Below are 12611 nucleotides of genomic sequence, written 5' to 3'. Positions count from 1 at the left end.
GTCATTCAAATAGTAAATGGGTGTAAAATGAGATATTGTGAGATAGTGTGAGATAATGATAGAATACGTATGTTGATTGATACTAAGTTTCTTATGATTTTTGTAGATGAGCTTTAACCATCTGCTAAGGAGTATATATTTGTATAAAAAAATGCTTTGCTAATTGTTATTTTCTGAAATTTTAATAACATTAAAGAGCAAATAGTTAATTGGAATAATTTATGTTTTTAGTTTTTAATATTATATTGAGATAACCTATGAAGGCTTTTATATTTCTATGCTTTCTGCCTGTTGTTTTGCTGGGTCAGAACTTTTCCAAACAGAAGATGGAAAAGATTATTAAAGAACTGGATAAGATAGATATTCAGGAGCAGGATAAATATGAAAAAATACTGCTACAAACGGATGAACTTTATGATCTTTCGAAGGAAGCTGACTATAAGAAAGGAATGGTAATAGCGCTTACCAAACGGGCTTTAATACTCGTTCATCAATCAAATAATACTTCGACATTGAAACTGATGCCTGAAGCTTTAAGTCTGGCTGAAGAAATAGGTGATTATAAAAATAGATCTGATTTACTTATGTATAAAGGAATTGCACTTACAATGGTATCCGATTATGATGAGGCAAGGAAATGTCTTGGGATATCTTTAAGCATTTGTGATCAGTTTAAAAATAAGGATTCTCTTCATTCGGCGAAAGTAGCCATATATTGTGTCCTTATGGATTTTGCAGATCATGGAGCAAAGGCGACTAAGGATAAAGTATATAATGACTCAATGCGTTATTTTGCAAGAAAGGCTTATGATGAGGCAACCAAGCTCTCTGATCATTGTCATGTTAAGAAAAGATGGCTCGGATATACGTTGGCGGTGATGGGGTCTGCGTTTGTGCATTCCGGAAGGATCAAAGAAGGAGAACAATATTTTGATCAGGCAGAAAAAATTATAGCTAAAGCTGATGATCAGTTATCATTATATGCTATATATTCGGAAAGGGGCCGTTTAGAACTGATTAGCAAAGGGAACAAAGAAAAAGCTCTTGATTACTATAATAAAGCGTATCGCCTTGTCGGCCACAGGCCAAGGTTATTAGAACCTTTATATAAACTCTATATTGAATATTATCAAAAAACACAAAATACATATATGGAGCTGTATTATCTTAAAAAGAGTAAACGACTTGCAGATAGTCTTTCGTCTGAGAATCAATCAGCTTTATTAAGTCAAAGTAGAATTAAAGAGAAAGAAGCTATAGAGTCTTATAAGAAAGTACATGATAATACAACTGATATTGTTGTATTTGCTTTAGGGATTCTGGCGATTGGCAGCGGTATATTTCTCTTTTTTTACCTGAACAAAAAGCATAAGCCGGATCATCAGTTTTCTATGGAAAAGAATTTTAAAGAAGTGTCCGGAGAGTATTATCCGAGCCCTGAGAAAATTGAGCGGTTATTAGATCTTGCAAAAAGAAATGATAGCAATTTTCTCATCACTTTTCAGGATACTTTTCCGTCTTTGTATCAAAAGCTGCTGAATATGTGTGATGAAATGACTCCGAATGATATGGAATTGTGTGGCTATTTAAAGCTAAACATCTCCAGTAAAGAAATTGCAACTTACAAAAAGACTTCTGTGGGTTCTGTTGACAACCGTAAATACCGTTTGCGTAAAAAGCTGGGTATTTCTTCTGAAACCAACCTTTATATTTGGATCAGTGAAATAGCTTAGAAACTCAGATTATATATTTTAGTTTTTATAGACCGTGCATTGTTGTACGGTCTTTTTTTATCGCAATGATGAATAATCGGGACTTTTTACCAGAAGATGAGAGGGTTTCTTGTCTTTTAAAGCAAAGGGAGTGTTTTAATTTTGAGATTGTTAAAAAGCTTGTGGGGGATGCTGATGTATAGAAGAATGACTGATGATTTATGCATTGCAAAATAGTAAAACTGAGAATTATAATGGCTATTGATTTTAAAGACCTGAATATAGGTGACCTTATTGAAAAAAGACTTAGGGATTGTGATATTGAAATGTCCCGTGTTTGTAAATTTTTGAAATGTACTGATGGTGAGATTAAAGAAATGTTTTTGCAGAAAGATCTTCCAACAGATATCCTTCTGAAATGGAGTAAATTATTGGAGTATGATTTTTTCAGATTGTATTCTCAACATCTTATATTATTTAGTCCACCGGGAAGTGCTCAGTATAACAAAATAAAAAAGGAACGTACTTCGCATTTACCACAATTTCGTAAGAACATCTATACTAAAGAAATTATTGAATTTATTTTAGAGTTGATTGCCATTGGCGAAAAGACTAAAAAACAGGTGATGGAAGAATATCGGATTCCAAGAACAACACTTTATAAGTGGATTGAAAAATACAACTAATCTTTATTATTTTTTTATGAAAGAATTAAAGCCTGATTACCATAGAATCTTTAGAGATATCTTGACAAAGAAAAAACCAGTTAAAACAGAAGAATGTTTACGTATTCTCGAAAAGAAGAACTTGTCTGCATTGGACGTTATTAAACTTAATACACTGGTTTTTGGAAAGATGAAAAATAAACATCGCAGTTATAGCAAGACAACTATACTGTATATGCTGGATTTTCAGAAAGAAAACAGACTGCCCAATGAACATGTATCAAGACATTTTAATGTGAGTCGCAATTCAGTTGCCAAATGGAAAAAACTTTTTGGATACTGACAATTAATTTACAGGTTTCTCAATATTTTTTTGAATTCATTCCTACTTGATAAAAATCCTGCCAGGGGAGTGATGTTTTTTACATATGTTAATATACACAAATACTACACATGAGTATTTGTAAGGTTTTGTGAGATAAAGATGAATCATCGGGAGAGAATATATTTGAAATAAAGATGAAGTAGTGGCTAGTTTTGCCGAGCAAAAAAAACAATTATGAGATGTAAAATTATTTCTGGCCTTATGTTGTCATGCATATGTCTGTTATTAAAAGCACAGGTGGGAGTAAGAACACCTACACCCAATAGTACATTGGTTGTGAATGGTTCCTTTGAAGCAGATTATAAGGAAATTGTCACAACCAATTATGTGTTAACGGCCGATGATCACTATATTACCTATAACGGTTATGGGAATTCAAATTTTAGACTTCCTGAAATTAAAACAGGGACTAAAAGTTTTACCGGAAGGATTTATAAAATTAAAAATATTTCTACCTCTGATATTATGCTTCGGCCCTCTGACGGAAATACGATCAGAGTAAATAACCAGGAAATGAGTAGTTTTACCATTCCTGCAGGTGCTTATGTAGAAGTTGTAAATAATGCCAATGTTTCAGGAGGTACCTGGGATCTTTCATTCACAGCATTTCCTAAACCCAGTCAAGTAGATATTTACGGTGCCCAGTTGAAAATACCTCCTCATGGAAATGGAATGAACTGTTCAGACTGGACTAACCATAACAATTACAATTATGACTCGGGTACAGGGAATGATCGTTGGTGGATCATTAGTAAAAGATCAAGCAAGTATGTTTTTACTTCTAAATTTATAAGAACCAGCCGAATGACATTGGTTTATGAATATCAGGGTAAGCCTTTTAATATTCATAATATGTATCCTATTATAACCTGCGGAAATAACTCAAATTATCCTGACGTCTTTACGGGATCGTTTGTTCGGCTTGCTAATGATGGAGTGAATGGAAAAACAAGACTTACCGTTACGGTCGCCAGAGTTGATTTTGTGGGATGTGAAAATGATGATAAAAGTGACTGGGAGGGGATGTTCCTGATGAATATATTATTGGTACGGAGTCTGAGTATTTCATAGAGTATTGCAAATGGCAGTAGGCTGGGAAGTATCCGACATGGTAATCTTTTCCACTAGGATATAGACTGGTGTTTTCTAAGTATGTTGAGGTTTTAATTTATTGTTATTCAGTTGTTTAATTTTACTTAGAAATAATAAAATAGGCATTAGGTGTTCGACTGTGATCCCTCCAAGCCCGCAAGTATTAATAAAAACCTACTGAAATACAGTAGGTTTTTTTTATTAGACTTTTTGGTCCCACATTCATTACTATTTCTTCTTTAAAAAATTATCGTTTAATACTTTCAAAGTATAAAAAGAGGTTCAGAATTATAAATTGGAACGTGATTTTATTTTAAATTATTGATTTTCAAATCATTGTACTTTTATTGTTTAATAGGTTCACATTTATCTTGCGGAACATTTCAGGCTTTTCTCATCCCTAATTTTGCATTATAGATATTTCTATTCTAAAATACAGAAAAAAATATCATTAAAATCTATTTCGAACCTTACGTACATCAATAGCAAATCTTATAAAAGAATAAATACAATGAAAGCACTCCTGATTTTTTCACTATTGTTACCCGGTTATTTTCAATCCAATATGGCAACACCAATTAGCAAAGAATATCTGAACTATTCTATTATAAAAGGTGATAAAACCATTGGTAATATCCGTGTGGAACGTTCTTTGAAAAACGATATAACCGAATATCTTTTTGAATCTCGGGCTAAAGTAAAAATTCTCTACAGTATTGAGATTTACGACAAAATGGGTGTTACTTTTAAACAAAATATTCTGCAACAGGCCAAACTTTACCGGACAATGAACGGGAAATTAAAAGTGAACAATACGACTACCTGGAACGGAAGTTTTTATAATCTTTCGGATAAGGATGGCGCAAATGGCTTTCTGCAACAATCTATTTTCTGCTCTACCGCAAGCCTTTATTTTAATGAGCCCGGAAATGTAAAATCTGTTTTTTCGGAAAAATTCCAGAAAATGATTCCTATTCAGAAGATTGATTCCAAGAGATACAGAATTAATCTGCCAAACGGCAACACTACTACTTATACATACAGCAGCGGAATTTGTACTTTAGTTGAAGCTAATACGGATTTTGCGAACCTAAAGTTTGTTCTTAGTACGGCCCCGAATAAAAATCATTAGGGTGGTTCACAGCGGGACGATCGCAGCAGTAGGAAGGAAGTGTCTGAAAACATAAAAATCCGAAGAAACTAAAACGCTCTCCGGATTGAATCTTATTTTTTAATATATGTCAACCTATTTTACGAGGCATTTAATTTCAATTTAATTATCGAGATCAAAGCTTGATATCGTATGAAAGGCATCTATTTCTGTATTTTTTTCGCCTGGAAAAGTATCATAATTAACGACTAATAATTTTCCTTTATAGATAATCGTTTCGCAAGGATTATCCAGTTTTCCGTCAGAGCCGTCCGCATTATCATTTTTCCAAAGCAGAGAAATTGTATTGGTGTTTAAATTGAGTTGATATACGCTGTTATCCTCATAGTTGGCAATAAAAATTGAATTCCTTTTTTCGTCATAAAAAAATCCGTCACAGCATTTTAACTGATCTGAATCGAAAACTATTGTATTCGATTTTAGTTTTCCGTCTTTATCAAATTCCAGTTTATTAATGACGCCGTCTCCAAAATTTCCTGCGTATAAATTTCCTTTTTTATCAAAAGCAATTCCGTCAATTCCTATTGTTCTTTTTGTGACTTCTGGTTTTAAGGTAAAAGTTGCAATAAGATAATTTTTCTTGTTAGCTGGATTTAAAGTGATGTTCTTAGCATTTAATTGTTTTAGTGAGAAACTGTAAATTCCACTTTCTCTTCTGTTTTCAAATAAAGCATCTGTTATATAAACTCTGTCCTTGTACCATCTTACGGCTTCTCCAAAATTAAATCCTTCAACCAAAACTTCAGCCTTTAATGGTTTTCCATCTTTTACAATAACCCTGATCAATCTTGACAAATTTTCTTTTCCAGTAAAAAACTGATTGTCCATTACATATAAATTTCCATCGGGGCCAAATTCCATTCCCATTGGATGTACTTTTTTAGTAATAGGATGCGGCGGGAGTTGGTCAAACCAAGTTACGGGTTTGTCATCTTTATCAAAAGTCAGAATTTTGCTGCCGTATTTTTCAAAGGAAATTGGATTTGTGATAGATAAAAATAAATTTCCTTTTTTATCTAAAGCCATTCCATCTGGTGTTTGACAGGTTTCTCCCAGGTCGGCAAATAAGGTCGGCTTTATGAGTTTAGATGTTTCGCTGTATACTATTTCTTGTTTGTTCACTTGCGAAAACAAATTTAAAGTATTCATTAGCATCAGAATACCAAGTATTTTTTTCATTTCTTTTTTAATCATTTCTTTTTAAATAGGGTTTTCATTTTTATTATTTAAAGCAAATATAGTATCGCCATTATGCTCCTGTTTTGTAAGCACATGAAGAACCCATTTACGCATTCAAATAATAGATTTTTGCATTTTGTTGAATTCATATGCTGAAATGTATTTTTTAGAAGCCAAAACAGACTATTTATATTAATTGATGAACTTTGTTTCTATATTTTGTTACTTTGCCGTCAATTAAAATAGGATATGAGTTTTATTAACAGAATTGATTTAAAAAGAGTGGCTCTCCATTGTTTATACTGGATTTTATTTTTGCTGTTTTCTTTTTCAAATAAATCTGATAATGAAGATTCTTATGCATTCATTTTTATTTATTCCTGTAAAACTTTAGCACAAGCTGCTGCTGCTTATGGTTTAATCTATTGGATTATTCCGGAAACATTAAACAAAAAAAGATATTTGCTTTTTGTAATTTCTGCCTTAGGCTGGATTTATACTGTTTTTGCTTTTTTAATAATTTTAAAGTTTTATTATCTCGAACCCAGATTTCCAACTTTTTTCAATGATTGGCTGGGACATAAAATGACACTTATTGAACGTCTTACTTCAGGCAGTCTGATGATAAGGGAGTTTTCTTTTATTACATATCCTGCTATTATCTTAGGATTTATCAGTTTTAATCGCAAGCAGCAGAAGCTTTTAAAATTGGAAGAAGAAAAAAAGTCGATCGAATTGAAAGTGTTGAAAAATCAACTGAATCCTCATTTCTTGTTCAATACTTTAAATAATCTATATGCTTTAACCTTAAAAAAAGATGATAGAGCACCTGAAATAATTGCTAAACTATCTGAGATTTTAGATTTTGTTTTATACCGATGCAATGAAGATTATGTTTCTATTGAAAAAGAGATAGCGCTGATTGAAAATTATATTGCTTTGGAAAAATTACGATATAGCGAAAACAGACTGGACATATTATTTACGAAAGATATTCAGGAAAGCAATAAAATTTCACCTTTGATCGTATTGACTTTTATCGAAAACGCTTTTAAGCATGGTGTGATTAATGAAACTGAAAAAGCAATAATCAGGCTGAATTTAGAAAGCAAAAAAGAACAAATTATTTTTAGTATTGAGAACACAAAGCCTCAAAATGAACTGGCTCAAATGACCAATAAATCTAAAATTGGCTTAGAAAACGTCCAGAAGCAATTGGATTTATTATATCCCAAAAGACATCAGTTAGAAATTGAAGAAACGAAAATGTTGTATAAAGTTAAGCTTTGTCTGAAAAATCAAAGCAGGAAAGAACTTTTATAAGTCTGCCCATAGACCTTCAAAACCATTAAATTAGCTTTTAGAACTCCAAACTACTTATCCAAAATGAAACACAGGTGTATTATTGTTGACGACGAACCTTTTGCGAGAGAATTAATTGCTTCTCATTTAGCCAATTTTGAAAATTTTGAGGTAATAGATTCTTTTGAAAATGCATTAAAAGCGTATTCTTTTTTGGAACATAATTCTGTTGATCTCATCTTTTTGGATATTGAAATGCCGCTGATGAAAGGAAATGATTTTTTGAAAAAACTAAAAAATCCGCCTAAAGTAATTTTTACAACTGCTTACAGGGAATACGCAATTGAAGGCTATGAACTTAATGTGATTGATTATCTTTTGAAGCCCATTACTTTTGACCGTTTTTTTGTTTCAATAGAAAAATTTAAAGAATCTCAAACTCCGAGAAAAGAAAGTCATACAGCACCTGAAAGTCATATTTTTGTAACAAGTGGTAGTAAAAATATCAAAATTATCTTTGATGAAATTTTGTACATCGAAAGCTTGAAAGATTACATAACTATTCATTTAGAAAATGGAAAATCACATCATGTAAAACATAATATTTCGGTTTTTGAAAAACTATTGAATTCTGAATTTATCCGGATTCATCGTTCTTTTATTATTCAGACCAAAAAAATAACCGCTTACACTAAAAATGAAATTGAAATAAATTCTGTCGAAATTCCCATTGGTATTAGCTACAGGGAAAACTGGCAGAATTATTTAGAAACTCATATTTTAAAATAATAAATCCCCGAATCTCATTCTTATTTAAGAACCATTTTTTGTGATGAAGCGTTTACTTTGATCGCTTTAACATCTCTCTCTTTGTAAGCAGATTCGTTCTATAATTTCATTAAGAGACAAAGCGAAAATACCCAACACACGGGCTTCAGTTATGGTCAATCCTGTATTTTTTTCATTTATCATTAGTTTATGGGGCTCCATGTTGAACGATATTGAGTTCAAAGTAAATATATCCGTATGTGGATCGCAGGGTAAGATTTTCCAGTGCATTAATTCTAAATAGGTGAAAAAATGACATTGGAGACCGTGGTGATAAGGATGGTATAAAGTCAGAGGATTTAAAACATTACTTTCGAGACTGTTATTTGTAATTTTCAACCTTTCAAAGAAATCAAAAACATATGTTTTTAGATATTAAATATTTAAATGAGAATAAGCGTATTAAAATATAAAATAAAAATAACATTCAATATGAGGTGAAATAATAATCGTTTTTCATTAGTATATATTAAAAATGTAAATATTTAATTTTGTAATAAAAATTAATATTATTTAGTTTTATTTTGTTAAAATTGTTTATTTTGTGTTTTGTTTTAAAATAAAAATTATATTTACAATGAATTTGATAAAATAATTATTAACGTTTAAAATTTATTTGATGAAAACAAAATCATTACAAAAATTAGGAAGTTTTAAACTTCAAAATGAGAAATTATCAACAGTTTTAGGAGGACAAGGAGGTCCTGCTTTGCCTTCTTTTGATCTTGGTTTTCAGGCAACTGGTGCTGGGGAAATGTGTTATAATGGACAGTGTCTGTCTTATTCAAGTGATGCTTTCTATCCCGATGGCAGCTATAAGTATGTCAATGTTAATAATGTCCCTGACAAATCGTGTTAAAAACATTTCTAAGAGGCTGTCCGAAATGGTCAGCCTTTTTAGTTTTAGCAATTATTACTGAGGGGTCTCAATTAGTAGATTCCAGCAACACTATAAAGGCTTTTTAAATTATGAAACAATCAATATCATACATCTTTCTATTCCTATCTATAGTATGCAAGTCTCAAGCTTTAGAATTAAAAGATAAAAATCTTGTTAGATATTATGAATTAATAAATGAAGCAGAAAATAAGATTGTCAATAATGATTTGCTTAAAGCAAATAGTTTATACAAGGAGGCATTTCGTGAATTTAAATACCCACATGCTAAAGATTTGCATAATAGTATGAGAGTTGCTTTAAAGACGAATAATTTAGAAACAGCATATGCACGTTATCAATCTTTAAAATGTTTAGGAAAAAAGTTTGACGATGATTTTGTAACGAATAACTTTAAAAGTATTGAAAAGTATAAAGTAGTAATACCTTGCCAAAATACAATAGATTTAAACTATAAGAAGAGCTTAGATTCTTTAGTTAATGTAGACCAGTATTATAGGAAATTATCAAAAGGAAATTATCAGGCATACAAAAAAGAACTTACTAAAAACGATAGTATTGCTTCTATTAACTTATTGAAACTAATCAAAAAGAAAGGGTTTCCTAATGAATATAATATAGGGTTAGAAATGAAAAGTTGGGTATATTTTCATGACTTTTACCTTATCATTTGGCATCAGCTAGCAAGTAACCTATATAGCCCTCAACGAGTAAATTTTTCCGACGAAATAATGAAGGCTTTAAATGAGGGAAAAATCAGACCTGATATTGCAGGCTTTCTACTTGACTTAAATAATAACACTAAAAATTATTCTTACTTTAAAATTTCTCAATTTGTTGCAAATGATGGCAAAATTGATTGCTGTTATGTTAGTAAAGATTTTTTACCAGAAAATAGGACAGAAGTATCTTTAAAAAAAATAAGAGAGGTTAATGAGAAAAGGAAGCTAATAGGCTTGTCATCAACTGAAGATGAAATTCATAAAAGTATTTTCTATTTGAATAATAAAGATTATGTTTTCTCAAACAATGTTATTGAAGGATGGAACTTCAACAATAGTAATGATATTGAAGTGTTTAAAAAGAACTTAATTAAGTTAGATGATACTACTCATTAGTTTAGATAATGATACTATGACAGATGAGATTTGTACTTGGTTATCGTATCAAAATAAAGAATTTGTTCGTCTAAGTGAGAACCAGTATATCAACAAAGTTTTTTTTGATTTTAAAAATAATATTTTCAAAATTTCTATTGGAGAAATTGAGTATAATTTAGAAGACTTCAAATCTGTATTCTATAGAAATGGGGGAGTTTATTATGATACGATAACGGGTGAAATAGATAGTAATTTAGTTGATTTTTATAATTCGGAACTCAAATCTATATCGGGGTTTATTTACTATTGTTTTAAGGTAAATGGGGTTCGTATCTTTGGAAACCTCTTTACCAAAGAAGTTAATAAGTTAGAAGTTTTATTTTTGGCAAAATCTCTAGGTTTAAAAATCCCTGATACTTATATTTTATCAAGATTAAATGACTTGGGACTGATTAATATGTCTCAGGCTTATATTACAAAGGCAGTTTCTGAAATGAAACCTATTATCGTTGAAAATGACCTGTATCTGAATTATACACATGAAGTAGACCTAAATAATATTCATGATAAAAAAGGAAATATTATTCCTTCATTAATCCAAAGAAAGATTGATTGTCTTTATGAAATAAGAGCATTCTTTTTTGAAAAGCAGATTTGGGCCATTGCCACATTTGATTTTTCTGACAATGTTGATATTAGGAATATAAGAGAGAGGGACAAAAGATATCTTCCTGTTACACTTCCGTCAGAACTGAAAAGGAAAGTTTTAAAATTAGCAAAGAACCTGGGCATTCAGTGTGGAACAATTGACTTGCTAAAGTCTCATGATGATTATTATTTTTTAGAAGTTAACCCATTAGGACAATTTCACCAAGTCAGTTACTATGGAAACTATCAAATAGAAAAGCATATTGCAGATTTATTATGAAAGAAAAAAAAGAATTACACCTAAAAGGAATCGAATTTTCTCTACAGGAATGGAAGAGAAGTAACAGTGTGTCTCACGTTAAATATTCTGAAAATAAAGATAAAAAAAGTGGAAAAACAAAGATTTTCCGTTCACAAAAACATTATTCCCTTTTGTATTAAGTATGTTTTTAAAGTTATTTGACTCGGTTAAAATTACCAGAGGAGCTAAAAATGCTATTATTTTGGATGCAAGTACTGGATTTTTGCAACTCATTCCGATTGCTTTTTTTGATTTACTATCAAATGAACATCACAACTATTCCGTATTAAAAAAACAATTGGATAACGAGAGCTTAGAAGCCTTAGAGGAGTATCTTAATTTTATTATAGACAATAAGTTAGGAATTATTCTGAATACTAAGAAAGAATTATCAACTTTTCAGAATGCATCAGGGTTTAAAGAATCCCCTTCTTATGTTGAATATTTAATTTTAGATGTCAACAATTCTGGGGTTTTAGATAATGTGCTGGTACAGCAAATTTGTGATTTGAGAATTAAATATCTACAAATCAGATTTTCAGAACTGGAATTAAATGATATAATAAACGTAATTAGTAAATTAAATTTACTCAATGATTCTAGTATTAATGAAGTATCAGTTGTTGCAAATTATAACTTACAATTGGTTAAATTTATCAAAGAGAATCAATACAACATTTCAAATAAATTTCTACATTTTATATTACATTCATCGGATGAACAGGATTCTCAAACTTTAGAACATGTTCAACTAAGTATCATTAAAAATAAAATTAATATCCCTTTAAGTTGTGGATTGATTGATTTAAAAAATATCAATCTTAATCGTAACTTTTATCTCGAAGCCAAACAACACAATACCTGTCTTAATAAAAAAATATCAATAGATGTAAAAGGCAACATTAAAAATTGCCCCTCCATGCCCCAAAGTTTTGGAAATATCAAGGATGCAACATTAGAAAGTGCTTTAAATCATCCTGGATTTAAGAAATATTGGAACTTAACCAAAGATAGTATTGAAGTCTGCAAAGATTGTGAATTTCGTTATATATGTACAGATTGCAGAGCTTATACTGAACAAACAAGTGTTAACAAGGAGGAGCTTGATACTTCCAAGCCCTTAAAATGTGGTTACAATCCTTATACTGGTGAATGGGAAGAATGGAGTATAAATCCTCTGAAACAAAAAGCAATTAAGTATTATGGAATGTAGGACTTTACCAAGAAAGTATAGAAAAATTCAATCTGCAATTTATTTTCCAGGTAATGCAGCTTTCCTGTTTTTCAGAGAAAACAGAAAAGAGGCTGTCTCAAAAGACAACCTCTTCTT

Annotated in this window: 11 protein-coding genes; 10 read left to right on the top strand and 1 reads right to left on the bottom strand. The window is 30.7% G+C overall.

The features are described 5' to 3' along the window. The first annotated feature begins 326 nt into the window (after positions 1 to 326). The 4 genes from F3J23_RS12540 to F3J23_RS12525 all read left to right on the top strand — a co-directional run bounded on the left by F3J23_RS12540 (position 327) and on the right by F3J23_RS12525 (position 4986). Complete coding sequence (locus F3J23_RS12540) at positions 327 to 1733, top strand: hypothetical protein (RefSeq protein ID WP_167029254.1); 1407 nt, start codon at positions 327 to 329, stop codon at positions 1731 to 1733. 233 nt (positions 1734 to 1966) lie between these two features. Further along, the gene (locus F3J23_RS12535) at positions 1967 to 2398 is read left to right on the top strand and encodes a transposase (protein WP_167029251.1); all 432 of its coding nucleotides are present in this window, start codon (positions 1967 to 1969) and stop codon (positions 2396 to 2398) included. 538 nt (positions 2399 to 2936) lie between these two features. Next, positions 2937 to 3833, top strand: a complete 897-nt coding sequence (locus F3J23_RS12530) for a hypothetical protein (RefSeq protein ID WP_167029249.1) — start codon at positions 2937 to 2939, stop codon at positions 3831 to 3833. Between the two features lie 586 nt (positions 3834 to 4419). Then, positions 4420 to 4986: a DUF6134 family protein gene (locus tag F3J23_RS12525; protein ID WP_167029246.1), complete on the top strand. Its 567-nt coding sequence runs from the start codon at positions 4420 to 4422 to the stop codon at positions 4984 to 4986. A 141-nt stretch (positions 4987 to 5127) separates the two neighbouring features. Here F3J23_RS12525 and F3J23_RS12520 read toward each other — a convergent pair whose 3' ends face one another. Beyond that, complete coding sequence (locus tag F3J23_RS12520; RefSeq protein ID WP_167029243.1) at positions 5128 to 6204, bottom strand: hypothetical protein; 1077 nt, start codon at positions 6202 to 6204, stop codon at positions 5128 to 5130. 708 nt (positions 6205 to 6912) lie between these two features. Between F3J23_RS12520 and F3J23_RS12515 the strand changes: the two genes are divergently transcribed. From F3J23_RS12515 to gwsS, 6 genes are all read left to right on the top strand, one after another. Next, on the top strand, positions 6913 to 7527 hold the full coding sequence (locus F3J23_RS12515; RefSeq protein WP_167029239.1) for a sensor histidine kinase: 615 nt from the start codon (positions 6913 to 6915) through the stop codon (positions 7525 to 7527). A 63-nt stretch (positions 7528 to 7590) separates the two neighbouring features. Further along, positions 7591 to 8295 (top strand): LytR/AlgR family response regulator transcription factor, encoded by a 705-nt coding sequence (locus tag F3J23_RS12510; protein WP_167029236.1) that lies wholly within the window; start codon positions 7591 to 7593, stop codon positions 8293 to 8295. Positions 8296 to 8953: 658 nt separating this feature from the next. Beyond that, positions 8954 to 9193 carry a hypothetical protein gene (locus tag F3J23_RS12505; RefSeq protein WP_167029233.1) on the top strand — a complete coding sequence of 80 codons (240 nt, stop codon included), beginning with the start codon at positions 8954 to 8956 and terminating at the stop codon, positions 9191 to 9193. 110 nt (positions 9194 to 9303) lie between these two features. Next, entirely contained in the window at positions 9304 to 10350 is a 1047-nt protein-coding gene (locus F3J23_RS12500; protein ID WP_167029230.1) for a hypothetical protein, read from the top strand. After that, complete coding sequence (locus F3J23_RS12495) at positions 10334 to 11260, top strand: hypothetical protein (RefSeq protein ID WP_167029227.1); 927 nt, start codon at positions 10334 to 10336, stop codon at positions 11258 to 11260. Before F3J23_RS12500 ends, F3J23_RS12495 begins: the two co-directional genes overlap by 17 nt. Positions 11261 to 11423: 163 nt before the next feature. Continuing rightward, positions 11424 to 12494: a grasp-with-spasm system SPASM domain peptide maturase gene (gene gwsS, locus F3J23_RS12490; protein ID WP_167029224.1), complete on the top strand. Its 1071-nt coding sequence runs from the start codon at positions 11424 to 11426 to the stop codon at positions 12492 to 12494. The last annotated feature ends 117 nt before the right edge of the window (positions 12495 to 12611 follow it).

The sequence above is a fragment of the Chryseobacterium sp. Tr-659 genome (assembly GCF_011752975.1).
Classification (GTDB): Bacteria; Bacteroidota; Bacteroidia; order Flavobacteriales; family Weeksellaceae; genus Chryseobacterium.
The sequence above is the reverse complement of the archived record's forward strand: the minus strand, read 5'-3'. Positions and strand labels throughout refer to the sequence as shown.